We start from the raw sequence: 23,395 nt of genomic DNA on the forward strand, positions 1-23,395 counted from the left end.
GATTTTGTTTCCTAACAGGTAATGAAGAGGGTGAAAAAGGTGAAGATAGTAGCTGTCGATATTGGGGGTACGTCCATTAAGGTTTGCCTTTCTGATGAAGCAGGAAATATAGAGCTATTTAAGGAATTTGATACTGAAAGTAAAAAGGGTGGCCCTTATATAGTAGAAAAGCTGATTGGGATTATTACAGAGTTTAAGGACTTTGATGCGATCGGTATAAGTACTGCCGGGCAGGTTGACAGTAAAGAAGGATCTATTATTTATGCCAATGAAAATATCCCGAATTATACCGGAACGAGATTAAAAGAGATTTTTGAGGGAAAATTCAAAGTGCCTGTTAAGGTGGAAAACGATGTAAACGCAGCTGCGCTGGGGGAAAAATACTTTGGCGCCGGCCGGGAGTTTTCAGACTTTCTCTGTTTAACATATGGTACTGGGATAGGCGGCGCAATCATCCTGGATTCAAAGGTATATAAAGGAGCCAAGGGCGTTGCCGGTGAATTTGGCCATATGATTACCCACCCTCACGGCAATCAATGTAACTGCGGCGGAAGAGGATGCTATGAAACTTATGCCTCGACAACGGCCCTCGTAAGAAAGGCAAAGGAAATTGATCCAGAATGTACAAATGGGAAGGTTATTTTTGGTAAAATTAAGTTAGGTCATCCTGCGCTGGAAAACGTCGTTAATAATTGGGTTGAGGAAGCCGCACTTGGGCTGGCATCATTGATTCATGTTTTTAATCCTCCAGCGATTATTGTTGGCGGCGGAGTCATGGAACAAGAATTCTTGGTAGAAAAGGTTAATGCTAAGGTTCAAGAATTAATTATGGAAAGCTTTTCCGATGTAAAAATAATCAAAGCTTCGTTAGGAAATAAAGCTGGAATGCTCGGCGCAATATCGCTTCATTTGCGAAGTGAGAATTAATAGGGGGGCGTCATGGCAAATGTAGACATTTTTTCACTTATCCGCTCAAGATATAATGCTTTTACAAATACGGAAAAAAAAGTCGCGGACTACATCATCGAAAATACAAAGGATGTTCTTTATATGTCGATCACTGACCTTGCAGATGCATGCAATGTAGGTGAGTCGAGTGTCTTTAGATTTTGTAAAACGATGAATCTTAAAGGATATCAAGAATTTAAAATCGTCTTGGCTCACAGTGTATCATCACAAGATCAGGGTGCTCCCCAGCTATCAGGGGAGATTACAATGGACGATACAGTTGCGGATCTGTCTTCGAAGATTTTTAACACAACCGTGAGTGCCTTAACGGAGACTCGCAACCTGCTAAATGTGAATGATATCTCGGAAGCAATCGATTATATGGTTTCGGCAGATAGAATTCACTTTTTCGGAGTCGGAGCATCGCTGATGACGGCTATGGAAGCGAAGAATAAGTTTATCCGGATTACGAATAAAACGGAATGTTCGCTTGACACACATCTGCAGATCATGTCGGCCGCATTAATGACGCCGAAGGATGTAGCCGTGTTAATTTCTTATTCAGGTTCAACAAAGGATACCATTGATGTCGCAAAGGTTGTAAAAGAACGGGGAGCAAAGATTATATCCATCACACGCTTCGCCAAATCGCCATTGACTAATTATGCGGATATTACCCTGCTTTGCGGGGCCAATGAAGGTCCGCTTCAAGGCGGCAGCTTAAGCGCAAAAATTTCACAGTTATACCTGCTCGACCTTTTATATGTTGAGTATTTTAAAAGAACCTTCAATGAATCTGCACGAAGTAAGGAATTGACGGCTAATTCTGTTATAGAAAAAATGCTATAGTTTGAAGGATAAAAGCGGCCTGTTCCTGCAATCTTCGTTGTTAGATTGCCGAAGCAGGCTTCTTTAGGTTATGAGGACGGTTCTTGGCAGAAGAGAATTCCCTGAACATATAGTAAAGGCTATCTCAAGAGGTCAGTGAATGATGACTCTTTTGAGATAGCCTCTCCTCATCGAATTAAATCCTTGAACAGCGCCTCCATGTCTTCAACAGTTGCCATTCCATTCGCAAATACCCGGCCATCCGGCTTGATGTTAATCTCAAGCCGATTCGGAGTATTCGTCAAAACATCCTTCAAATGGGCATACCGCTCTGTCAGGAAATGATAGCGCTGATTGGCTGACCCAACCCAGGGGCGGCTTAAATCCCGTCTTTCCCGCACAAAAGGGCCATCAATCAGTAAATCCGTCACCCCTAGCAGCGCATTCCAATCATCCCGGTCAGCCGCCTGTATGTTCTCAAGCACATACCCGCTAAACGTCATTACCGAAAGCCCTTCAGCCTTCAACCTTCCGCCAAGCTCCGCCAACGCACCGGCCTGCTCGAACGGTTCACCGCCGAGGAAGGTGATTCCTTCTATATCCGGACCATCAATAATCTGTTGAAAAAGCTCGTCAACTTCAACATCAAATCCGCCCTTCGTCGACCAGGTGAACGGAACTGCACATCCGGGGCAATGGATCGGACAGCCCTGCACCTGGAGGCAAGCCCGATTGCCTGGCCCTTCAACACGAGTAAACGGAATGAATTGGTGTATACGCAGCTTCATTAAAAGTCAACCATCCGTCCACCCCGATTAGGAGTAAATTCCCCAACATCGGATACGGTCACGAGCGGGCGCACCCGTTCAGCAATATGCGGCTTCAGTCCCAGCAGTTCGCTAAATTCATCGTATGACCGGAATCCACCGGTCTTGGAACGCTCGGCAACAGCTTTTTTTGCTAAAATAATCCCAATGCCAGGAAGCTGGGCAAGCTCCTTTTCATCAGCCCGATTGATGTCAACCAAATAGGGGAAAGAAGGATTGGCCGTACTAGCTGCCTTACCTGCTGAAGTCTCGGCAGCACCAACGTGTTCCACGGTACGAGGTCTGTATCCAGAGGACTCCTCACCTCGGGGTTCCGCAGCGCGTGTATCTCCCCGCCCCTGTCTATCATCCTTTGAAAGATTACGAGTAAACGTTTCTGAAGCTGAACCATTTCCATCAACTGTGCTTGGTCTTACAACCGAATCCTCGCCAGCCGGACGTTTAAAACCTTCCTGTGATTGCCGGTTGAGCCGGATACCATATTCCGATTGGATCTGTCCGCGCAGCCGCATTTCCTCTTCAGGCTCTCTTGCTTGGATAGCTTCAAGGCGCCACAAGAATTCCTTCCGTATTTTAAAGGCGTGAATCACCGATGCTATCCAGCCGACAACCAACGCAAAATCCAATACATCATTTTGCCACGCATTTCTATCGTAAGCTTCCCCCAATGTAAACAATAAGATAAAAGGAATAGCATATAAAATTCCATATAATGACCATTTCTTGTACTTAACCCGGTAGCCAACATAAAAAAACGCGGCCCAGTTGAACATGAGTGTAAACGGCAGCAATACCCACCAGGAATGGACAATTTTCCAGGCAGCGCTCTTATTTTCTATTCCCATCTTAAAAATTCCTCCCTATAAATCTATAATTCTTTCCCGCGCTATAGCTGCGGAAACAAGAGAGAATATCGGTTGCGTAAATCAACGACACGTCTAAATAAGGATTTATAAGACAAAACTGCTCTCGAGGGGCATCGAAGCGTCTAGACGAAACTAGTCTCATAGCAAGCAACAATCCTGTCACCTCTGAATATTTAGCGTAATCACAATTGAGTTGTCCTCAAGCACTTCTTCCGACTCGATCGACAAATTCTTCTCGGCAGCCCGCTGCTTCAGTTTCTCGTACACAACCGTTTGCAGGCAGCGCTTGTACTCCTCATCGATATCAGAAAGATACGCATACATTTCATGCATATTCGGGTTCGATTTTATCTCGACCGTAAAAGGGGCATCACCGTTTTGGCGGAACGTCAAAGGCGTCCCCTGCACAACGCAGGAAATCTCGCCATCCGCTTTCTCGTATGCATTCACCCCGAATTCCTTCAACGTCCGGACCAGCAGCCCGCCATCCCGGAAATTCGTTGGAAAAACCTTAACAGAATCCTGCTGCAGCTGTTCCTGAATCGCTTCGGTTCCTAGAACAAACAGCCTGCGTCCGGCAGAGAGCTCCACATCCCGCATGAACTGCTCCAAAAGCGCAACATCATCCTGCTTGGTGAAGAGCGCATGCCATTTTCCATCAATATGCTCCCAGTAAAAGAAATTCTTTTCATTAATATGCGTCTTAATGTTGCCGCCATATTTCTCTGCATCATAGCCGGCCAGTTGAAGTGTCCGCACCAAATCGAGCTCATTCTCGAACGTCGTCTCCACCTTCACCTGCATCGAATCGACCCAATCGTCGAGTTTATCCTTGCTCATCACAGCCCGCAGCGCAAGCGCAAGAGGAATTAACGCCAAAGACACTGACATCCTAACGTTCCTCCTTTGCGATCTGGCGGTTGATAGTCCATTCAGTTCCTTCCAGTTCAACCTGTTCTTTCTCGTAGTACTCGGAAGTATACTCGGAATCCACCACCTCGGCCTCAAGCAATTCCTCAAGTATCTTAATATAATCCATGCATTTCTTACCCTTTATCCCAAGGACCTCGGCCTGAATTTGGCCATCGCTGAAAATCTGAACCTTAAGCTGTTTTGGCAAAGATCAACACCGCCCCTTTTAAAAATTTTCTCACACTGCCTATATTGTTAAATGATAACAGCCATCCCATATTTCGCAACCCTGCTAGCTTAGAAATCCACAGCCCGGCCGCCGCGTGCCGATCGTACATCATCATCCGTCTTCGGTGGTGGAGCCACAACCGGCTCCTTGGCAGTACTAATATACTCAGCCCGATCTTCTTTCGGCGTAGCAGCCACAGCCCGGACATTCGCCCACTCGCGAATCGATGTAATCTGCTCAGCCTGGGTGACCGATAGAGGCACTGTGTTCGAAATGGCCTTCTCAAAATCGCCAAAAGCGATACTGCGGTCCTCGAAAAACGCCTCAAACAGCGCAGCAATTACAATCTGTTCAATCTCAGCCCCGACATAGCCCTCGGTCATATCCGCAAGGCTCTCAATCACAGCATCCGACACAACAAAATCGCCAACAACCTCAGGATCCTTCAGACGCTTATCCATATGAAGCTTAAAAATATCCATCCGTTCCTTCCTGGTAGGCAGATCAACAAAGAAAATCTCATCAAAGCGGCCTTTCCGCAAAAGCTCCGCCGGCAGCGAGTGAATATTATTCGCCGTCGCAACAACGAATACCGGCTTTGTTTTTTCCTGCATCCATGTCAGAAACGTCCCGAAAATTCGGCTCGACGTCCCGGAATCGCCGCTGCCAGACAACCCGCTAAACCCTTTCTCAATCTCATCAATCCAAAGAATAGAAGGGGAGATAGCCTCAACGGTCTGGATTGCCTTCCGCATATTTTCCTCGGAACTTCCGATAATCCCGCTGAAAATCTTGCCCATATCGAGACGCAACAGCGGCAGATGCCACATCGCGCTAACCGATTTCGCAATCAAGCTCTTTCCACAGCCCGGAACACCGGTAATCAGCACACCTTTTGGCGCCGGAAGCCCATATTTTTGAGCAGAATCGAGCCATGACTTATTTCGTTTCTTTAGCCAGCGCTTCAGATTCTCAAGCCCGCCGACATCCTCAATCCGCAAATCGCTCTTCACGAATTCGAGAATTTCCGACTTTTTAATAATCTGCCGTTTCTCCTCAAGGATCACCTCAACATCATCCACATCAAGCCGGCCATCCTCAACCATCGCCCGTGCAAAAGCATTCTCCGCCTCATGCAGCGTCAGCCCGAGCGCCGCCTTCGCAAGCCGCTCCTTCTCCTCATTCCCAAGGTCGATCGTAATTCGCCCGCCACGCTGATTCGCATAAATCATCTCATCAAGCACATACTTGATTTCGGAAAAAGAAGGCAGGTCAAAATCGACAATAGTAAAATCCTTCTGCAAATCATTCGGCAGCACCAGGCTCGGACTCACAAAAATCACATTCTTCGGACTCGGACTCTGTTTCAAAAACGGCAGCAAATCACGGATCTTCCGAATCACCTCCATATTCGCCGGCCGATTGTTCGCCCCAAAATACACATGAAAATCCTTCAAAATGAAAATCGCCGGATGCTCATACTTCCCTATGTAATCAAGCGCCTTAAGTGGGTCCTTCGTTTCCCCAGATCCCTTCTTGCCATACTCCGCCAGCCCATTCGTCACACTCCACGTAAACACCGTCCGCGTCGTCTTTATCAAGCTTTCATCACTTACCACCGAACGAATCACCGACAAAGCCCGCTCCTCTTCCCACGTCGAAATATACAAATAAGGAAAACGCGCCTTCAATAAATTCGCAATCAAAACCTTAAACTTCGAATTACCTTGCATACAACATAACCCCTTTATTCATCTACTCCAGCCACAAAACGGCATCATCTTATAAAATTCAACAATAAACCCCTTAAACCCTCTTTTTTGGAAAAACTGGCGGGTTCACCAGTCCCTTGAATCAGGACAATTTTTTATCTGGACAGATTTTTCGGTATTCAAGACACATTTTTCGATATTCAGGACATTTCCCGAAAAATACAGGACATTTCCCAAAAAATGCAGGACAGATTTTCACTTTTTCAGGACAAACTCCATTTCAGCCTAAAAACTGAGAACGGACCAACCTTAAAAAAGTCCAAAAACCTCTGGCGATAAAGAAATTTCATTATACCGAGAAGGAAGGTCATTGTACAAAATTCGGTAATCCTATCCTTGTCGCAGAACTTAACGGGACAGGGTAGCCTAAAGAATTAATTTAAACTCCAAATCAAAAACCAAGTTATTTTATTACTAAAATCATATTTACTTATTCCACCAAACGTTGTAGTATTTAGTTAAATACTTAAATGTTATGAGGAGCTAATTATGCAAGATACTTTTAAGGCCCTTTCAGACCCCACCCGGCGGAAGATATTGGATCTTCTAAAGCAAAAGGACCTAACCGCCGGGGAAATATCCGACCATTTTAAAATGACTAAACCTAGCATTTCTCAGCATCTGAAAATTTTGAAACACGCCAACCTTGTGCATGACGAAAAAAAAGGTCAATTTGTAGTATATTCCCTTAATACAACGGTATTTCAGGAAATTATTAGCTGGGCACTGCATTTTGCTGATCAAACAAGTGGGAGAAAAGGGGAGGATTGAATATGAAAAAACATGTATTACCGATTATTATTATTGCCTCAACAATCATTTTATGGCTTGTTTTTTATAACAGGCTGCCTGGGGAAGTCCCAATACATTGGAATGCAAGTGGTGAAGTAGATGGATATGCTACTAAGTTAAATGCAATGTTAATGTCAATTGGCACTATGGTTTTGATTTATTTAGTTCTTGTGTTTATCCCTAGAATTGATCCGAAAAAAAGCAATTATAAATATTTCTCAAAAGGTTATTCCATCATAAATCTGTCAACATTACTGTTGTTTTTTGTAATCAATATATTAATGCTATTAGCCGGTCTTGATTATAAAGTAAATGTGAGCATTGTCATGCCGATCTTAGTAGGCATTACCTTCATAGTCATTGGAAATTATATGCCCCAAATGAAGCCGAATTATTTTGTCGGTATAAAAACACCATGGACACTTAATGATGAAAACAACTGGAAACAAACACATCGTTTTGGAGGAAGGACATTTATTATTGGCGGGTTACTTTTGATACTTTCAATCTTCCTGCCCGCTAGATTTGTTGACATCAGTTTTCCAATTATTTTAGTAATTCTTCTGTCTCCTATTGTATATTCCTTTATTTTATTCAAGAAAAAAGTATAGAGAAGTTATTATTCAACAACAGCATTGTTTGCTGGGTACAGGTTTTTAATGGTAACGGTATAATAATAATCTGGACAAAAATGAATACGAAGTATAAGGTGCTTTAAAATTCCTAGTTAGTAAAACTAACTGGGGATTTTTTTGTCTTTATGAATTAACGGAGGAGCCGTACCATATTTTATTGAGAGATACTTAGAAGGATACTACGGGCAGTTTAGTATTAGAAGGAATTAGTACCTCCTGAAGAGAAATACTGTACAAACCAATTTCAATATCTGATGATAGTTCCCATTAAGGAGGATGGCTTTTTTGGTGATTGATAAGCTATTTAGCGATTTTCCGAACTTAGAAACCGAAAGACTTAAACTTAGAAAGATAACTTTAGATGATGTAGAAGATATGTATTCATACTGTTCTAATGAGGAAGTGCCAAAGTACTCTTCTTGGAACGCTCACAATTCTTTAGCGGAAACAAAGGAGACAATTGAACGGATAATAAATCAATGGGAAAATAAGAAATTGGTTCATTGGGGAATTGAATATAAAGAAAACAGAAAATTAATTGGTACGATTGAATTTGTCACATGGGATACACAACATAAAGTTGCTGAAATCGGATATGCTCTATCTCATGATTTTTGGGGAAGGGGAATCGCCACAGAAGCAGCAACTGAAGTAATAAAGTTCGGCTTTAACAATATGAACTTGGTTCGTATTCAAGCAAAATGCTACATAGAAAATATCGGTTCTGCACGCGTAATGGAAAAGGCAAAAATGTCCTTTGAAGGTGTCATTAGGAAGGGGCTGTACGTCAAAGGAAAACATCAAGATTTAAAAATGTATTCAATAATAAGCGAAGAGTTTTACCTCCTTCATAAAAGCTAGTTATATACGAGTCATATGTAAAAGCCGGAGTTAAGAGGTGAGTGGTGTATTACAATCCTTAAGAAAATAAGGATAATTGGTTGTTGAAGGAAATGTACTTACTAAAATCAGACACTAAAAAAATGTAGTGTCTAATTTTCTTTTATTTGTCTCCTGAATGTTTTCAATAAGAAAGATTGTGAACTGTTGTATTTAAACTGTAGGGTACGTTAGTAGAATAAGCAAATAAAAAACCGAAACTCCTTTAAAATTGGGAATTTCGGTTTTTCTTGCCCTATCAACAGTAAACTTTAAACGGAGCCAAAATTAGAAACGCAGTACCAGGTTCGCACCTGCTACATTTTCCCCAGCTCATTATCAACAATTTCCTTCTGCCGCTCGATAATATCAATCGCCTGGTCGGAGACATCTTTTAACTCCTGATACAGCTCCTGAGAAGCCTGTGGATCGCCTTGCTTCACCTCATCGTAAATCTGCTCGACCAGCTGCCGCCTCTTGTGCCCGGCCTCACGCAGCTCATCACCCAGCTTTTCCAGTTTATTGAAGTCCATCGTAATCCCTCCTGACAACCTTTTTCACCTATTTTCCCGAATCCCATTAAAACAATCCTTTCGAGAGTCAATACCAAATGGAAACTATTGGAACAAACCCACAGAAACCTCTCAAAGAAGGAAATCCGCCCTCAAACCAAGAATAAATAACACACCCATCAAAGAGCTAGCAGGGAGGAAGCAGATGAAAGAGGAACAAAATGTTGGGCAAACTACAATTAAAGCTCACCCCCAACCCAGTGACCTAATAAATAAACTGAAGGTGAACAGAAAATCGATAATAATTTTCCTATTTCTCGTTATACTCGTCCTTCCAGACCAGTACAATTGGACGAATATAGTGTATCTTGTTATCCTGTTTTTTATAGCCTACCTGTCCGCCTACATAGACGAAAAACCGGTCTGGAAGGGGCTATTCTTTGCCTTTTTAGCAGTCGCCATCGTGACCGTGGTTGCCGTTACAACAGTCACGCTATTTCCGCTAATCCCGTCCATCGCACTGATTGCAATCATCGCAGTCACTGGGTTTGGATGTACATATCTAATAGGCTCACCATCAACAACATATGAAAAGGAGATAATCCCAATGAGCATGATCGCAAGCTTTTACAGAATCCAGCCAGAACTTCTCAATGAAATCAAAGCCAACCCGGACGACATCTATGACATCTTCGACAACTCCGACGACATCCAGGAACTAGAACTCGACATCGACACATCGTGGCACGGCATCTATTTCCTCCTCACCGGTGACACAGCGAAAGACCAAGTCCCGGACAACATCGGCAAAGCCGTCCTTGGCGGAACCGAAATCGGCGACGACTTCTCAGACTACGGGCCAGCACGTTATTTCGAACCAAACGAAGTAGCTCAACTATACAGCGAACTCAAACAAATCCCAGCAAGCCAACTTGCCGAACGCTACGATATCCAGACACTCAACGCAAACAATATTTACCCAATGGGTAAACGATGGAGCCCTGACGACAAGGAATTCCTAATTGAATACTACGATTTCCTCGTCAACTACTACAAAACAGCTGCCGAAAACAACCAGGCCATGCTGCTGGTCATTGGCTGAGAGGGAGGAGGACAAAGCAAAAAAGGACCCAACCATAACCGAATCTATTTCGACAATTTCCAAGGAAATAATTCTACAAATAAAAAAAGTGGAATAAAATGGTGCCCATAGAAATCAAGAAAGTGCCCATAGATTAAAAAAGTGCCCATAGAAAACAAAAAAGTGCCCATAGAAATTAAGAATGTGCCCATAGAAATCCATAAAGTGCCCGTAGAAATTAAACGTCCAACCGGATTCCTGTAAGATATCTACGCCCAAAGGGAAACTAAAATTTATCGAAGAATCTTTTCTCAATCACTCAAAAAACTGCCACGAAACTCTAATCGTGGCAGCTGCAATCCTAACCTATTTCCCAAAATTCATATGCTGGTAACGTCCCCGAATAATTTGATAGACTCCATACAATACAAGTCCGGCGGCCACAATTGCCAGCAGAAACCGACCGAATGGCTGGGCTGCCAATTCAGTTAAGGCTCCTTCCAGGCCTTTTGATTCGTTGGGGTTATGGGTGTATGCCGTCCTAATGAAGAAATATCCGACCATGCTTAAAACAATCCCCCGCGCACTTAGCCCGATTTTACCTGACAGCCGGGCAATTTTCCGCTCCTCTGGATTCATTTCATACGTTTTGAATCTGGACATAAATTTTTCTTTCACACCGCTATACAGTTCATGAATACCATATCCAATGATAATGACTCCTACCAATCCGACCAGCCATACGCCGAAAGGCTGCTCCATTAACTTGGATGAAATAGTTTTTTCCGAATTTCCGCCCGCACTGCCAGTGTGGCTGGCCAATTTGAATGCAGCGTATGCCAGGTTCGCATAAATAATCGCGCTGATAAAGTAGCCTGCTCTCTTAACCAGGCCCTTTGCATCGGTGCCATCATATTCAGGATCCTTTACCGCTCTAATAAGTTCCCAAACGATGTACCCGACTAAGCCGATGCCAATTAACCATAAGACAACCTCGCCAAACGGTTTTTCGGAGATTGACCGAAGAACACCAGATGTTCCGGTAATGTCACCTTTGGGCCCAAAAGCAGCCAAAGCGGCGAGCACCCCAATCAATACATACACGATACCTTTCGCAATATAACCAAAGCGGCCAAAGCGGCGCACCCATGGCTTTACTTCCTCCATTTTATCCATTGCCAGTGCTTTCGACGGCGAATTCATAACAGGTACACATCCTCTACATTCTCTTACCTCTCAATTCCCGGATTACCTGAAAAAGAAACAGCCATTATTTTCATAGCAATAAGGGACGATTCTCCTTAGGAAGGATTCGTTTTTCGGTGGTAAAGAGATAAAATATTTCAGTGGTAAAGAGATAAAATAGTACAACAAATCTATTGTTTATCCTTGATCCCAGAATTTTTTAGAAAATATAGAACTAAAATACGCAACATCCGGGTATAAATGGAAGTATGAACAAGTCCGCCAATACATAATTGTATAAGAGGGAGGATAAACGGTTTGTATAACTATTCCAATATGACTAAATTAATAGATGAATGGGCTGACTTCCATTACCTGTCTTTTTTCGATGAAGACTTCAATAAAGTCAATAAAAAAGAATATCTTGGCAAACTGGTACGCGTCGGCGGCATTATCGACTTTATCCAGGATACCGATCCCAGCATCAAGACTATATCAATTAGCAACTACCATGGCTCACTCCTCCTAGAAGCCGCAACCAAAAACTTTGCCAAAAGTGACACGCCGTATAAAAGAGGAACCCTTATCCTCGCAGAAGGAATTTTAATAGAGGAAACCGCTCAGAAGATTAAATTAATCTGCCGGAATATCAAGCCTTTCACCCATGAATTCTCACTTTATCGGAGCTATCTCGACATTTACAGGGGCAGAGAACAAATTCTTCCGCCAATCCATGAACACATCGAGCGCTATGACGACACCGCCAAACAAATCACAATCGGTGGCAGAATCGATAATATCATTTTCCTTGACGACGAGCTCGCTTATTATGAAAAGACCCGGGCAATCGTGATGATTGACGACGGATTTAGTAAGTACCCAATCGAATTTACAGACTACAACTCACGAAGCCTGCTGGAAGGCTACCGGAAAGGGGACGTCATTTCAATTGAAGCAATCCTCTACAAACTTCCGCTTTCCATTCTGACTCAGCACAAAGTAACCTATAAATTCTTCGGCAAAACCGTCAACCGCATCGAAATAAAAGAAAAATACATTTATATTACCAACACCGAACTTTACCAGCTCATCCGCAGCAAAGTAACAGCAATCAGTGCCCAGCTCGGCACCGAATGCCCGCACGGCTCGGAAGTCACCGTTGCCGGCATGATTAAATCAATTGTCATCTCAAAAAACTGGTTAGAAACAGAGAGCGACAAAGGTCATTTTGTCTCTATCCAAATTGACGACGGAATCGGTACCTTCAACATCGAACTGCCATACCACTACTTCCGGAAAATCCACCGCAAGTGGAACTATGAAACCGGTGATATCATCACCGCCACCGGCAAAGTCTACAAACTAAAACAAAACGAACCAGCCAAAGTACTATGCTGGGACCTTCAGCCGCTAACGAGGGACGTTCTCAATCTCCCAAAAAGATAAATGCGGCAAACTGGAGATAGTTCTTAGTCTTCAGGTGCAAGAACCCACCCCCGATTTGCCATACCGCTTGGCTTTACATCCTAACAGTGAAGTGTGGTAAAATAATCCTAAGGACAGCCACGCTGAAAGGGTGAATCGAATGGCGAGTAAAAAAGAAGTCTGGGATTGGTTCAAATCAATTGGGATTGCGCTCATAATCGTAATCGTGGTGAGGACATTCCTGTTCACACCTGTCATTGTAGAAGGGGCGTCCATGATGCCGACCTTGCATAATAACGAACGAATGATGGTTACAAAAGTCGGTGAACTCGAACGCTTTGACATCGTCGTCTTCCACGCCAACGAAACAGAAAACTACATCAAACGCGTCATCGGCCTGCCTGGTGACAAAATCGAATATAAAAACGATAAACTCTTCATTAACGGCAAACAGTACAAGGAACACTATCTGGCTGAATATAAAAAGGAACTGGATTCATATGGCGATACAGGCCCACTCACAAACAATTTCACCGCCACTGTTCCGAAAGACACCATTTTTGTCATGGGAGATAACCGCCGCAAAAGCATGGACAGCCGTCATATCGGCCCAATTTCCAAGGATAAAGTCATCGGCGAAACCAGCATCGTCTTCTGGCCAATTGAGGACGTAAAAATACTTGGCAGATAGAGACGATTCAATAACATAAAGAAAGGCCCGGTCAAATTGAGATGACCGGGCCTAGCTATTTTTATTGGGTTTGAATTAAGTTTGTCCTGAAAATTTGAAAATCTGTCCTGCATCGTTTGGGAAATGTCCTGCATTCTTCGGGAAATGTCTTGTAGATCGAAAAATCTGTCTTGAATAATTAAAAAAGTGTCTTGATCAAGGAACTGTAAAATGTTATAAATTTTTTTAGGTTGCTCGGTTGGATGTACTCAGTTTATTTTTGGCGATCCCTTTTTACCCCCCAGGACGCCATCAATTGGTGGATGCCTTTTTCGATTCCCTCCAGAGGGATACCCCCGAAGCCTAACAAAAAGGTCGGATCTTCATAATCGATTGGCCCTAAAAGGTAATCACTTATTGGGTAAATGGCGATTCCGTTATCATCTGCTATCTGCTTTAATTCGGTCTCGCTCTTCCCCAGTGGGACAGATATCAGAATGTGCATGCCGGCCTGTTCGCCTGTAATCCGGACGTCAGGGTAATCAGCCGCAAAAATCTGAGTGATTTTATCATGCTTTTTGCTGTAAATTTTCCGCATCCGGTTTAAGTGTTTTGAAAAATGTCCATCCCTCATAAAGCTGGCTAAGATATGCTGATCGAACCGGGGGACGGTTGCCGAGTAATAGCTGAAGGTTTGTTTATATTTCCTTAATAATCTTGGAGGCAGTACCAAATAAGCGACCCGCAAGGAAGGCATCAGAGATTTGGTAAACGTGCTTATATAAATGACTTTGTTATTCTGGTCCAAACCATGTAATGCAGGAATCGGTTTACCGGTATACCGGAATTCGCTATCGTAGTCGTCCTCAATAATATAGCGATCATCATCTTTTGCCGCCCACTTCAAAAGCTGGGTTCTTCTAGTTGCCGATAGAACAGCACCGGTAGGGAATTGGTGGGAAGGTGTAATGTAAACAACATTGGCGTTTGTTTTTTCAAGTTCATCAATCACTAAACCGTCTTCATCCACCGGAATCGGTATAGCTGTTTCCTGCAAGTGTATTCTTGGAATTGCTGAGTATCCCGGATTTTCAAGGGCGAATTTCGAATCATTCTCCAGCAATCGTAAAATCATCGGCAGCAAATGTTCCGTCCCCGAGCCAATTACTATTTGTTCCGGTCTGCAAACAATCCCCCTTGATTGATAAAGATAGTTTGCAATTTCAGCCCGTAATGCGTATTCCCCTTGAGGTTCCCCGATTTGTAAAAACTCCTTTGAACCTGTATCAAATAAATCCTTCGCATATTTCCGCCAAAGTGAAAATGGGAAGGAGTCCCCATCTATTTTTCCTGGATGGAAGTCGAATTCATATGATCTTTTCACGTTCCTAGCTTCAGGCAGCTCGAGTATTTCTTTTTGAACATAAGGTAGTTCATCGATTTCTTCGACAAAAAAACCAATCCGGGGTTTAGAGGCAATAAAGCCTTCCGCGAGAAGCTGGGCATAGGCGATTTCAATTGTCGTTTGGCTGATATTCAAAAAGTCAGCCAGTTTTCTTTTTGATGGCAATTTCGTTCCAACTTCGATTTGCTTATGGATAATTGCGTTCTTAATCCCTGAATAAAGCTGGTCATATAAGGGCTTTGCTGTACTTTTATCCAATTTAAACATAAGCATATCCATTTGCAAACCTCCAACCTGACCTTATCGTTTTTTAAAAAACTGAGCCTTTTTATATGGTCAATTTCTATTATACTGAAAATTATTAACTTATTGGAGGTTTTTTTCATGAAAGAGGTTGGAACTGATCGAGTAAAACGTGGTATGGCTGAAATGCAAAAAGGCGGCGTCATCATGGATGTTATCAATGCGGAGCAGGCAAAAATCGCTGAAGCTTCTGGTGCAGTTGCGGTTATGGCCCTCGAGGCGGTGCCATCAGATATTCGCAAAAATGGCGGAGTAGCCCGGATGGCGGATCCCCGCATCGTCGAGGAAGTGTTGAATGCTGTTTCAATTCCGGTCATGGCAAAAGCTCGTATTGGCCATATTGTAGAGGCTCGTGTATTAGAAGCAATGGGTGTCGATTACATAGACGAAAGTGAAGTATTAACACCTGCTGATGAAGAATTTCATCTTTTAAAAAGCAATTACACGGTACCGTTCGTTTGCGGCTGCCGCGATTTAGGGGAAGCAGCACGCCGGATTGGTGAAGGAGCGTCAATGCTTCGGACAAAAGGTGAGCCAGGAACAGGAAATATCGTCGAAGCCGTCCGCCACATCCGAAAGGTGAATGCGCAAGTACGACGCGTTGTCGGCATGAATGAAGATGAATTGATGACAGAAGCGAAAAACCTTGGAGCACCATTTGAATTGCTCTTGGAAATTAAAAAACTCGGCCGCCTGCCGGTTGTAAACTTTGCTGCCGGTGGAGTCGCTACACCTGCTGATGCGGCGTTAATGATGGAACTGGGCGCTGATGGCGTATTCGTTGGTTCAGGTATTTTCAAATCGGATAACCCTGAAAAATTTGCCCGTGCAATCGTTGAGGCAACAACTCACTACCAAGACTACAAACTAATTGCGGAAATTTCAAAAGAACTGGGAACACCGATGAAAGGCATCGACATTTCAACACTACATGTAACCGAACGGATGCAGGAACGTGGCTGGTAATATGCTGAAAATTGGAGTTCTTGCATTACAAGGTGCAGTCAGAGAGCACATTAGGCAAATTGAAGAGCTTGGCTGCAAGGCAGTTGCAGTCAAATCAGTTGAGGATCTTAGTGAACTGGATGGCCTCGTATTGCCTGGCGGAGAAAGTACAACAATGCGGAAACTGCTTGACCGTTACGAGCTGCTGGAGCCAATAAGGGGCTTGGCTGTCCAAGGTGTTCCAATGTTCGGAACATGCGCAGGACTGATTCTTTTGGCAAAAGAAATCGTTGGGTATGAAACGCCGCATCTAGGGTTAATGGATGTAGTGGTTGAACGCAATTCATTTGGGCGGCAAGTAGATAGTTTCGAAGTCGGACTATCGGTTCCGGGCGTAGGTGAAGATATTCCAGCCGTTTTTATCCGGGCACCGCACATCGTGTCCGTCGGAGAAAATGTTAGAGTTCTCGCAAAACACGAAGGCCGGATCGTCCTGGCCCAAGAAGGCCAATTCCTGGGCTGCTCCTTCCACCCGGAACTAACAGAAGACACTCGAATCATGCACCACTTCATCGAAATGGTGGCGGGACGATTCTCATTAGCCGAGGCAAACTAGGGAAGGTTCGGAAAACATCAGCTGCAAAAAATATAATAGCAATACTCTAAGAGGACTAATATTATTTAGTCCTCTATTTTTGTTCGATGGGGAATCGGCTCATATGAGGCTAATAAGTAGGGTGAAAAGGCTCATAAAACTTTCGAGCAGGAATCGGGGTTTCCAGTAAATGTATAAATGCTCATATCGGTGGGAATCGGCTCATATGAGGCTCATAAGTAGGGTGAAATGGCTCATAAAACTTTCGAGCAGGAATCGGGGTTTCCAGTAAATGTCTAAATGCTCATATCAATGCAGAATCGGCTCATATGAGGCTCATAAGTAGGGTGAAATGGCTCATAAAACTTTCGAGAAGGAATCGGGGTTTCCAGTAAATGTCTAAAAGCTCATATCGATGGGGAATCGGCTCATATGAGGCTCATAAGTAGGGTGAAATGACTCATAAAACTTTCGAGCAGGAATCGAGTTTCCAGTAAATGTCTAAATGCTCATATCGGTGGGGAATCGGCTCATATGAGGCTCATAAGTAAGGTGAAAAGGCTCATAAAACTTTCGAGTTATTTTTAAATTTTTGAAACCTTTTATTAAAGGGCTGCGTCAATATGGGGAGTTTTGGGGAAGGGGGAGTGTTGCTGCTATGAATGAAGAGATAGATTCCATCCAGTTCAGAAATATAATGAAGGAACATGGAGAATATTTAATTCGCTTAGCTTACTTTTATGTCAAAGACTGGTCTACTGCGGAAGATATCGTACAGGAGGTATTTGTTACGTATTATCTTAAATCACACCAGTTTGAAAATAGATCGTCTTTAAGGACTTACCTGGCTAAGATTACAGTAAACAAATGCCATGATTATTTACGCAGTTGGAAAAATAAAATTCACCTTTACTCCCACCAGCTATTTGGTAATTCTGGCTCTAAGAAGAATTCGCCTGAACAAATAATAATGAACAAGAATAAGAATGATTTGTTAGTTCAGGAAGTATTAAAACTGTCGATAAAATACAGAGATGTTATTCTTCTTTATTACTATCAGGAATTTACAATTATTGAAATTAGTAAAATACTCAACTGTTCCGAGAATACGGTGAAAACCCGTTTATCAAGAGCTAAATCTATTCTTAAGAATAAATTGGATGGAACAGAATGGGAGGTTATCTTAAATGAACAATCTTAAAAAGAGGTTTGATAACTTCGTTGGGAATGAACCTCGGTTTACAGTTTCCTTAGAGGACAGAATAGTAAACGAATTGTCCACCTTGGATAAGAAGAAGAAGCGGCCTAGTAATCTACGAGTAAGTTTTTTAGTGGCCATCTTTATAAGTGTTGCAGCAGTGTTTATATTGTCGATGGTTACAGACACTGCTAAATTGAATCAGGCACATCCGAAACCTGATACGGATTCAAATACCACCGCCATACAAAAGATTCTTGAGTTAGAACTTAATGGTCCAAATGAAGAGCTTATGGACCTATTATGGAATCCTAAATATAGGACTATTGTAAATAACAAAGAAGAGAACCAAGAGTTAGATAAATATTTAACGGAGGTATACGGACCTTACTTTACAGAGAATGGGCTCCATACCTTTATCAATGCATATGGTGGTACTCAATACCATACCTTTGCTTCCAACGCTGGTTATATATTAAGCCTTAAGGAGGCCACGATTGAGCACAACGAGAAAATTCCATATCGTTATACCTTCATAGCAAAGGTCGGTTATCGGAAAAATGGCGGTGAAGAAAAAATAGCGAATGTAGAAGGTGATGTCTCATTTTCTACAAAAACAGGAGAAGAAGATAAAATCACGAAGTTTCAATATATGAACGACAATGGCTTGTTAAATTTCCTGAGTGAAATAAACAATTAAACTGAAGTAACGGGCGTTGATCCAGAAAAGGATTAACGCCATTTTTGTTGAATAATTTAACTAAAAGAGCAGGGAGTGGAAGAAGAACAGATATACACAAGGCAAGAAATGGGGGAAGATTGATATGAAACTAACAAAAGCATTAGTGATAGTAACTTCCGCGATACTGTTTTTTGTTGTTTCGATAAATCTATTAAAGAAAGATTTATGGGATATTAATGAAGATTTATTAAAACAAGAAGTGTTATCCGTTGGAAAATCTGTTGAAACAGTAAATTTGTCAGACGTGACTCCTTTTGATTGGGATGTCGTGTACTCCTTTTATCCATATACATCAAAAGATACGATATATGAAACAGTCGGATACAAATGGGATGGTATCAGTGAAACGGTTAGTGAAGGAATGAACCAAATTGTTTTTTTGAAGGATGGAAAAGTCGTTTGTTATTTGTATGGTAACCCTGACCATAATGGATATGGTATATATTTTACTAGTAAAAATAGTACAGAATTAGGTTCTGCATTTGTACTTAGTGTTAAGGATGATTTAACTTTCCAAGTGGTTAGAAGTGATGATGTTATGTATTTAAAGAATAATTAAGCTGACTTCCTCCACTATAAGGTGCATTGGTCAGGGGCCAGCTGGATTAATGCCTCTTTTCTGTAATTGAACAAGCTAATTTTTTAAATGACATAAAGGGGAGTACCAGTATGAAATATACTTGTCCTTGTTGTGGTTATAAAACATTAGATGAAAAACCGCCAGGAACATATGATATTTGCAGTATATGTTTTTGGGAAGATGATGGAGTTCAGTTCAGTAACCCAGATTATGAGGGAGGAGCTAATACCCCCTCTTTAAGGCAAGCTCAAAAGAACTTCCTTATATTTGGAGCCTGCGAAGAAGGGTGTAATGAATTTGTTAGAAAGCCTAATTCGAACGACGAGAAGGACCCAAATTGGAAGCCATTATAATTACTTGCTTTCTTCAGACTACCCGGGCAGGATAGTGAAAGGATAATTATCAATACTTTTTTAAAAATGAGTATTGAAAACGTTATCAAATAGGTTTATATTTAATATAACCTTTAGGTTATATGTTGAGGGAGGGAATGAAAATACCAGATGTCTATCGAGCTTTAGGTGATCCTACCCGCCGTCGTATATTAAGAATGCTTAAACAAGGAAGCAAAACCCAAAAGGAGATAGTTGAAGCATTCGATATCTCTCAACCAGCCATTAAGAAGCATTTAAATATTCTGTTGGAGGAAAAAATTATTTCAGAGAGATTAAAAGGGAAGTATCGTATCTATTCGCTAAACCCCAACTCTCTCCAAATTGCCTACCAGGATATGCTTCAATACATCGGAGAACTACTCGATAATCAGCTCGTAAGTCTAAAAGATTATGTTGAAAGAGGAGAGATTCGAGATGAACAAGATTAAGGATTCCGTCAAAAGAGAAATTGTTATTAATGCCACTTTAATGGAAGTATGGGATGCTTTGACTAAGCCTGAGCATTTAAACCGTTGGTATACCAAACATGCCGAAATAGATTTTTCTGTAGGTGGAAGAGGTTACATGAATCATGGTTGGGGAGCAACAACGGAGGGTGTGTTCACTGAAATTGATGCGATGAAACGCTTTGTAATCCAAAGTATGGATGGTGATTTTACTACTATTACTTCATTAGTGGAAGTTGAAAATGGTATTAAGGTGAGTATTGAATATCAAGCTTCCTTTTTGAGTGAAATATCTCAAGCTATAAAGGAAAATATGTTGTTTGGTACAGGTCAATTCTTAGAAAATCTGAAGAGTGTCTATGAAACGGGTGATGATATTCGTGCAAAGTTGTGGAAAGTATGGATTGGTATTACACACACAACTAGCGAGAGTACTATAGGTACAAGAGTATTAAAGGTAAACAAAGATTCAGTAGCGGCAGCTGCTGGGATTGAACCTGAAGACATAATAAAGGAAATCGATAGAGAAGAAATCGTAGGGTATGAATCATTTGAAAGGGCATTAAACAAAAAAGCTGTTAATCAGACTGTGACCTTAACCATAGAAAGAAAAAGTGAAAAATTAGAATTAAGCTGCCTTGTGGATGCTTATCCTGTACCTTATTAACATACCATGAAGATCATAATTTTTTTTGAATAAGAACAACATGAAAAATCCAAAATTAGGTGTGAAAGTTCAGAAGTTGAAAAAAAGGTTGAGTTTATATCTTCTTGCAAATATTTATAAAAAATGTTAAGCTTTAGAAGAATTATTTTTGTTCGGTGTAAAGGATAGTCTGAGATTAACTTTTCGTCTTGATGATCACTGAGTGCAAGGATAGTAACACATTGTGTGCAAAGCACACAGCAGGAGGAAACAAAATGGAACAAGGTAAAGTAAAATGGTTTAACGCAGAAAAAGGTTTCGGTTTCATCGAGCGCGAAGGCGGAGAAGATGTATTTGTTCATTTCTCAGCAATCCAAGGCGAAGGTTTCAAATCTTTAGACGAAGGTCAAGAAGTTACTTTTGACGTTGAGCAAGGCCAACGTGGAGCTCAAGCAGCTAACGTTCGTAAAGCTTAATAATAGAACAAACTAAGCAGGCTCTTTATAGAGTCTGTTTTTTTATTTTTTCTCTTTATAAAACAAGGAGGCCCCACTCAAGATTGAGTGGGGCACATGTAAACTAGTAAATCAAATGGTGTACAAAGTGTACCACATAATCATGAATTCTCCTAATTACTGTTGAATAATATTTTTAAAGTGCTTCTATAGTGGCTAAATTGCCACTCTTTTGGTGTGCTACAACTAAAAGACTTACGACTATTTCACCTCTATAAAAAAGAATTGAAATTTTTGAGTATCAAACAAGATTGAAAATTGATTAGTAGTTCAAAGGGATTCAGAATATACGCGGAGAAATAACCTCCCATTATTGGTAATCCGACACAAATATCACTGTTTTTATTTTCCTTTATTTTTAAAGAAAAAATAGTTGACGTCGAAAATAAATTTATGATATTATTAAATATTTGATAAAAATCTGTATTCATGGTATACTTAAGAATGTATCATATATGGAGGTGGATTATTTGTTTCAAATTGGCGATAACATTGTTTATCCAATGCACGGAACAGGTATTATTAAAGCCATTGAAGAAAAGGAAATCTCAGGGGAAAAACAACAGTATTATGTCATAAAAATGTTTATCAGTAATATGCAAGTCATGATTCCTACTGGTAAAATATTAAGTTCAAATATACGCCCAATTACTGACATAATGGCATTAAAACACCTCATACACATTTTTCAGCATGGAGAATCAGATAAATTACTGCCGTGGAAACAAAGGTATAAAGTGAACACGGACAAAATAAAAACGGGTAAAATACAAGAAGGTGCAGAAGTTGTACGTGATTTGATGCGTATGAAGAAAGAAAAAGCACTTAATTCAAGCGAAAAGAAAATGTTAGAAAGCGCACATGAATTTTTGATTAGTGAACTCGGATTAATTAAAGGGATCACTGAAAATCAAATAAAAAGTTTCTGTTGAGGATTTATGTAGTACCTCTCCTAAAAACATTCAGAATTTTCCGCTGATTGAGAGTGAATTGTTCAAAAACATTCAACTTCTTCAACTTATAGCATTATGCCCACTGCCATTTTCAACGGCAGTATTTTTTTATTTCAAGAAAAATTATATGTCGGTCCTATTGGTGGAACTTTCGACAATGTGTAAATGCAATGATTTCCTGGAGGAGGAAGTCAAAAATAAAGCCCCAAAGAGGTGGCGTTCTCCTTGAGGCAGGTAAGTATAGCCTAATTCCATAAATAATGATTCTATAAAAGCACTCCAGAAGAAGCCTTATATTGAAACCTTTTGGCACTGCAGTTGTAATGGGAATCCAAAACTATGGCGGAAAATCGGCATATTAATAAACTATTATTATTTCTTGATCGGTCGCTCCAGTGAGGACATCTCCACCTCAAGTGACGAGAACTGCTGCTGAGCTACGAAGATCGCATCGGAAATAGCGGCGTTGTAGAAATGAGGTGCGATAGATTCCTTAATGAAATCCAGGACCCTTTCCGCGGCAAAATCAGAAATATTCTCATCTCTTTCCTCGGAAAAGAACTCTTGAATATTAGAAATCATAAGTTGATGTTGGTCTTTTGTTAATTTAACGAACACGACAATCCATCCCTTTCAAAAGATAATACTGTAACTTTACTTTTAATTCACAGCGCATAACAGACTGTTTTTTTTATTGAAAATATGTACAGCAAATTTATTGCAGTTTGGGGTTAATTAAGAAGGATAAGGCTCTTATTTAATTGAAATATTTAAATGTAGATTTAAAAGGGTTCTTAGAGGGCCGGACTTGAAACCTGTAGTGAAAGTGAGGAGAGCGGAAATGCTATACGAAACCGTTGCAATGACCATTCTAGCCGTGGCAGTAATACTCACAATTTTGTTTAGCTACAATAAACCAAAAGATAATAAATTAAGAATTTGGGGAATCACCACCATGTTTTTCATTGCTCCGCTGCTCTCATGGTTAGTTGGAAGATTCTATGGAATAAGCGAGGGCAGTGGATTTGCAATGATGGGGGTTCTTGTCATTATGTTCCCGATTCTATTTGTAGTGGGGTTTGTTCTTTATTGGAGAGGAGCTTAACAAAAT

General features: G+C 41.3%; 28 protein-coding genes. 19 read left to right on the forward strand and 9 right to left on the reverse strand.

Annotated elements, in window-relative coordinates:
• Window positions 1-39 precede the first annotated feature (39 nt).
• Both AM500_RS04325 and AM500_RS04330 read left to right on the forward strand, forming a co-directional pair.
• On the forward strand, window positions 40-927 hold the full coding sequence (locus AM500_RS04325; RefSeq protein WP_053598113.1) for an ROK family protein: 888 nt from the start codon (window positions 40-42) through the stop codon (window positions 925-927).
• 12 nt (window positions 928-939) lie between these two features.
• Window positions 940-1,797 (forward strand): MurR/RpiR family transcriptional regulator, encoded by an 858-nt coding sequence (locus tag AM500_RS04330; RefSeq protein ID WP_053598114.1) that lies wholly within the window; start codon window positions 940-942, stop codon window positions 1,795-1,797.
• 167 nt (window positions 1,798-1,964) lie between these two features.
• Here AM500_RS04330 and AM500_RS04335 read toward each other — a convergent pair whose 3' ends face one another.
• The 5 genes from AM500_RS04335 to AM500_RS04355 all read right to left on the reverse strand — a co-directional run bounded on the left by AM500_RS04335 (window position 1,965) and on the right by AM500_RS04355 (window position 6,343).
• Entirely contained in the window at window positions 1,965-2,564 is a 600-nt protein-coding gene (locus tag AM500_RS04335; RefSeq protein WP_053598115.1) for a 4Fe-4S single cluster domain-containing protein, read from the reverse strand.
• The gene (locus tag AM500_RS04340; RefSeq protein WP_053598116.1) at window positions 2,564-3,448 is read right to left on the reverse strand and encodes a ComEA family DNA-binding protein; all 885 of its coding nucleotides are present in this window, start codon (window positions 3,446-3,448) and stop codon (window positions 2,564-2,566) included. The genes AM500_RS04335 and AM500_RS04340 overlap by 1 nt, the downstream gene beginning before the upstream one ends.
• Before the next feature lie 180 nt (window positions 3,449-3,628).
• Window positions 3,629-4,360, reverse strand: a complete 732-nt coding sequence (locus AM500_RS04345; protein WP_053598117.1) for a hypothetical protein — start codon at window positions 4,358-4,360, stop codon at window positions 3,629-3,631.
• Window position 4,361: 1 nt separating this feature from the next.
• The gene (locus AM500_RS04350; RefSeq protein WP_053598118.1) at window positions 4,362-4,589 is read right to left on the reverse strand and encodes a DUF2997 domain-containing protein; all 228 of its coding nucleotides are present in this window, start codon (window positions 4,587-4,589) and stop codon (window positions 4,362-4,364) included.
• A gap of 89 nt (window positions 4,590-4,678) precedes the next feature.
• Window positions 4,679-6,343, reverse strand: coding sequence for an AAA family ATPase (locus AM500_RS04355; RefSeq protein ID WP_053598119.1), 1,665 nt, complete (start codon window positions 6,341-6,343; stop codon window positions 4,679-4,681).
• A gap of 528 nt (window positions 6,344-6,871) precedes the next feature.
• On the opposite strand from AM500_RS04355, the gene AM500_RS04360 reads away from it, so the two are divergent.
• The 3 genes from AM500_RS04360 to AM500_RS04370 all read left to right on the forward strand — a co-directional run bounded on the left by AM500_RS04360 (window position 6,872) and on the right by AM500_RS04370 (window position 8,670).
• Window positions 6,872-7,153, forward strand: coding sequence for an autorepressor SdpR family transcription factor (locus AM500_RS04360; RefSeq protein WP_043930623.1), 282 nt, complete (start codon window positions 6,872-6,874; stop codon window positions 7,151-7,153).
• Between the two features lie 2 nt (window positions 7,154-7,155).
• Window positions 7,156-7,785 (forward strand): SdpI family protein, encoded by a 630-nt coding sequence (locus AM500_RS04365; RefSeq protein WP_053598120.1) that lies wholly within the window; start codon window positions 7,156-7,158, stop codon window positions 7,783-7,785.
• Between the two features lie 300 nt (window positions 7,786-8,085).
• Complete coding sequence (locus AM500_RS04370) at window positions 8,086-8,670, forward strand: GNAT family N-acetyltransferase (protein ID WP_053598121.1); 585 nt, start codon at window positions 8,086-8,088, stop codon at window positions 8,668-8,670.
• 335 nt (window positions 8,671-9,005) lie between these two features.
• Here AM500_RS04370 and AM500_RS04375 read toward each other — a convergent pair whose 3' ends face one another.
• Window positions 9,006-9,221, reverse strand: a complete 216-nt coding sequence (locus AM500_RS04375) for a hypothetical protein (protein WP_053598122.1) — start codon at window positions 9,219-9,221, stop codon at window positions 9,006-9,008.
• A 184-nt stretch (window positions 9,222-9,405) separates the two neighbouring features.
• Here AM500_RS04375 and AM500_RS04380 point away from each other — a divergent pair, with 184 nt between their 5' ends.
• Entirely contained in the window at window positions 9,406-10,302 is an 897-nt protein-coding gene (locus tag AM500_RS04380; protein WP_053598123.1) for a YfbM family protein, read from the forward strand.
• Window positions 10,303-10,647: 345 nt separating this feature from the next.
• Here the strand turns inward: AM500_RS04380 and AM500_RS04385 are convergent, their stop codons facing one another.
• Window positions 10,648-11,484 (reverse strand): DUF1206 domain-containing protein, encoded by an 837-nt coding sequence (locus tag AM500_RS04385; protein WP_053598124.1) that lies wholly within the window; start codon window positions 11,482-11,484, stop codon window positions 10,648-10,650.
• Between the two features lie 300 nt (window positions 11,485-11,784).
• Here AM500_RS04385 and AM500_RS04390 point away from each other — a divergent pair, with 300 nt between their 5' ends.
• Complete coding sequence (locus AM500_RS04390) at window positions 11,785-12,912, forward strand: OB-fold nucleic acid binding domain-containing protein (RefSeq protein ID WP_053598125.1); 1,128 nt, start codon at window positions 11,785-11,787, stop codon at window positions 12,910-12,912.
• 139 nt (window positions 12,913-13,051) lie between these two features.
• Complete coding sequence (lepB, locus tag AM500_RS04395) at window positions 13,052-13,582, forward strand: signal peptidase I (protein WP_053598126.1); 531 nt, start codon at window positions 13,052-13,054, stop codon at window positions 13,580-13,582.
• 253 nt (window positions 13,583-13,835) lie between these two features.
• On the opposite strand, the gene pdxR is transcribed toward lepB, so the two are convergent.
• The gene (gene pdxR / locus AM500_RS04400) at window positions 13,836-15,245 is read right to left on the reverse strand and encodes a MocR-like pyridoxine biosynthesis transcription factor PdxR (protein ID WP_197282663.1); all 1,410 of its coding nucleotides are present in this window, start codon (window positions 15,243-15,245) and stop codon (window positions 13,836-13,838) included.
• A 105-nt stretch (window positions 15,246-15,350) separates the two neighbouring features.
• On the opposite strand from pdxR, the gene pdxS reads away from it, so the two are divergent.
• The 10 genes from pdxS to AM500_RS04450 all read left to right on the forward strand — a co-directional run bounded on the left by pdxS (window position 15,351) and on the right by AM500_RS04450 (window position 22,263).
• On the forward strand, window positions 15,351-16,235 hold the full coding sequence (pdxS, locus tag AM500_RS04405) for a pyridoxal 5'-phosphate synthase lyase subunit PdxS (protein ID WP_053598127.1): 885 nt from the start codon (window positions 15,351-15,353) through the stop codon (window positions 16,233-16,235).
• A gap of 1 nt (window position 16,236) precedes the next feature.
• A complete protein-coding gene (pdxT, locus tag AM500_RS04410; protein ID WP_053598128.1) occupies window positions 16,237-16,830 on the forward strand; it encodes a pyridoxal 5'-phosphate synthase glutaminase subunit PdxT in 594 nt (197 codons plus the stop codon).
• A 637-nt stretch (window positions 16,831-17,467) separates the two neighbouring features.
• Window positions 17,468-18,010, forward strand: coding sequence for a sigma-70 family RNA polymerase sigma factor (locus AM500_RS04415; RefSeq protein ID WP_053598129.1), 543 nt, complete (start codon window positions 17,468-17,470; stop codon window positions 18,008-18,010).
• A complete protein-coding gene (locus AM500_RS04420; RefSeq protein WP_053598130.1) occupies window positions 17,997-18,707 on the forward strand; it encodes a hypothetical protein in 711 nt (236 codons plus the stop codon). The genes AM500_RS04415 and AM500_RS04420 overlap by 14 nt, the downstream gene beginning before the upstream one ends.
• 124 nt (window positions 18,708-18,831) lie before the next feature.
• On the forward strand, window positions 18,832-19,308 hold the full coding sequence (locus AM500_RS04425; protein ID WP_053598131.1) for a hypothetical protein: 477 nt from the start codon (window positions 18,832-18,834) through the stop codon (window positions 19,306-19,308).
• Between the two features lie 110 nt (window positions 19,309-19,418).
• Window positions 19,419-19,682 (forward strand): CPCC family cysteine-rich protein, encoded by a 264-nt coding sequence (locus AM500_RS04430; RefSeq protein WP_053598132.1) that lies wholly within the window; start codon window positions 19,419-19,421, stop codon window positions 19,680-19,682.
• Window positions 19,683-19,819: 137 nt separating this feature from the next.
• Complete coding sequence (locus tag AM500_RS04435; protein ID WP_231688106.1) at window positions 19,820-20,152, forward strand: metalloregulator ArsR/SmtB family transcription factor; 333 nt, start codon at window positions 19,820-19,822, stop codon at window positions 20,150-20,152.
• Window positions 20,139-20,837: an SRPBCC domain-containing protein gene (locus AM500_RS04440; protein ID WP_053598133.1), complete on the forward strand. Its 699-nt coding sequence runs from the start codon at window positions 20,139-20,141 to the stop codon at window positions 20,835-20,837. Before AM500_RS04435 ends, AM500_RS04440 begins: the two co-directional genes overlap by 14 nt.
• Before the next feature lie 254 nt (window positions 20,838-21,091).
• Entirely contained in the window at window positions 21,092-21,292 is a 201-nt protein-coding gene (locus tag AM500_RS04445) for a cold-shock protein (RefSeq protein ID WP_043930642.1), read from the forward strand.
• A 509-nt stretch (window positions 21,293-21,801) separates the two neighbouring features.
• Complete coding sequence (locus AM500_RS04450) at window positions 21,802-22,263, forward strand: CarD family transcriptional regulator (RefSeq protein WP_197282664.1); 462 nt, start codon at window positions 21,802-21,804, stop codon at window positions 22,261-22,263.
• Between the two features lie 393 nt (window positions 22,264-22,656).
• Here AM500_RS04450 and AM500_RS04455 read toward each other — a convergent pair whose 3' ends face one another.
• Complete coding sequence (locus AM500_RS04455) at window positions 22,657-22,902, reverse strand: DUF2164 domain-containing protein (protein WP_053598135.1); 246 nt, start codon at window positions 22,900-22,902, stop codon at window positions 22,657-22,659.
• 190 nt (window positions 22,903-23,092) lie between these two features.
• Between AM500_RS04455 and AM500_RS04460 the strand changes: the two genes are divergently transcribed.
• On the forward strand, window positions 23,093-23,389 hold the full coding sequence (locus AM500_RS04460) for a hypothetical protein (RefSeq protein WP_156319749.1): 297 nt from the start codon (window positions 23,093-23,095) through the stop codon (window positions 23,387-23,389).
• Window positions 23,390-23,395 lie beyond the last annotated feature (6 nt).

The sequence above is a fragment of the Bacillus sp. FJAT-18017 genome, assembly GCF_001278805.1.
GTDB lineage: Bacteria > Bacillota > Bacilli > Bacillales > Cytobacillaceae > Bacillus_D.

What these genes read in the sequence shown, in the direction of transcription:
- AM500_RS04435 (WP_231688106.1), top strand. Translation starts at nt 19,820, where the DNA reads ATGAAAATACCAGATGTCTATCGAGCTTTAGGTGATCCTACCCGCCGT.
- pdxR (WP_197282663.1), bottom strand. Translation starts at nt 15,245, where the DNA reads ATGGATATGCTTATGTTTAAATTGGATAAAAGTACAGCAAAGCCCTTA.
- AM500_RS04355 (WP_053598119.1), bottom strand. Translation starts at nt 6,343, where the DNA reads ATGCAAGGTAATTCGAAGTTTAAGGTTTTGATTGCGAATTTATTGAAG.
- AM500_RS04430 (WP_053598132.1), top strand. Translation starts at nt 19,419, where the DNA reads ATGAAATATACTTGTCCTTGTTGTGGTTATAAAACATTAGATGAAAAA.
- pdxT (WP_053598128.1), top strand. Translation starts at nt 16,237, where the DNA reads ATGCTGAAAATTGGAGTTCTTGCATTACAAGGTGCAGTCAGAGAGCAC.
- lepB (WP_053598126.1), top strand. Translation starts at nt 13,052, where the DNA reads ATGGCGAGTAAAAAAGAAGTCTGGGATTGGTTCAAATCAATTGGGATT.
- AM500_RS04335 (WP_053598115.1), bottom strand. Translation starts at nt 2,564, where the DNA reads ATGAAGCTGCGTATACACCAATTCATTCCGTTTACTCGTGTTGAAGGG.
- AM500_RS04440 (WP_053598133.1), top strand. Translation starts at nt 20,139, where the DNA reads ATGAACAAGATTAAGGATTCCGTCAAAAGAGAAATTGTTATTAATGCC.
- AM500_RS04385 (WP_053598124.1), bottom strand. Translation starts at nt 11,484, where the DNA reads ATGAATTCGCCGTCGAAAGCACTGGCAATGGATAAAATGGAGGAAGTA.
- AM500_RS04425 (WP_053598131.1), top strand. Translation starts at nt 18,832, where the DNA reads ATGAAACTAACAAAAGCATTAGTGATAGTAACTTCCGCGATACTGTTT.
- AM500_RS04420 (WP_053598130.1), top strand. Translation starts at nt 17,997, where the DNA reads ATGAACAATCTTAAAAAGAGGTTTGATAACTTCGTTGGGAATGAACCT.
- AM500_RS04380 (WP_053598123.1), top strand. Translation starts at nt 9,406, where the DNA reads ATGAAAGAGGAACAAAATGTTGGGCAAACTACAATTAAAGCTCACCCC.
- AM500_RS04445 (WP_043930642.1), top strand. Translation starts at nt 21,092, where the DNA reads ATGGAACAAGGTAAAGTAAAATGGTTTAACGCAGAAAAAGGTTTCGGT.
- AM500_RS04345 (WP_053598117.1), bottom strand. Translation starts at nt 4,360, where the DNA reads ATGTCAGTGTCTTTGGCGTTAATTCCTCTTGCGCTTGCGCTGCGGGCT.
- AM500_RS04340 (WP_053598116.1), bottom strand. Translation starts at nt 3,448, where the DNA reads ATGGGAATAGAAAATAAGAGCGCTGCCTGGAAAATTGTCCATTCCTGG.
- pdxS (WP_053598127.1), top strand. Translation starts at nt 15,351, where the DNA reads ATGAAAGAGGTTGGAACTGATCGAGTAAAACGTGGTATGGCTGAAATG.
- AM500_RS04370 (WP_053598121.1), top strand. Translation starts at nt 8,086, where the DNA reads ATGGCTTTTTTGGTGATTGATAAGCTATTTAGCGATTTTCCGAACTTA.
- AM500_RS04330 (WP_053598114.1), top strand. Translation starts at nt 940, where the DNA reads ATGGCAAATGTAGACATTTTTTCACTTATCCGCTCAAGATATAATGCT.
- AM500_RS04415 (WP_053598129.1), top strand. Translation starts at nt 17,468, where the DNA reads ATGAATGAAGAGATAGATTCCATCCAGTTCAGAAATATAATGAAGGAA.
- AM500_RS04360 (WP_043930623.1), top strand. Translation starts at nt 6,872, where the DNA reads ATGCAAGATACTTTTAAGGCCCTTTCAGACCCCACCCGGCGGAAGATA.
- AM500_RS04365 (WP_053598120.1), top strand. Translation starts at nt 7,156, where the DNA reads ATGAAAAAACATGTATTACCGATTATTATTATTGCCTCAACAATCATT.
- AM500_RS04375 (WP_053598122.1), bottom strand. Translation starts at nt 9,221, where the DNA reads ATGGACTTCAATAAACTGGAAAAGCTGGGTGATGAGCTGCGTGAGGCC.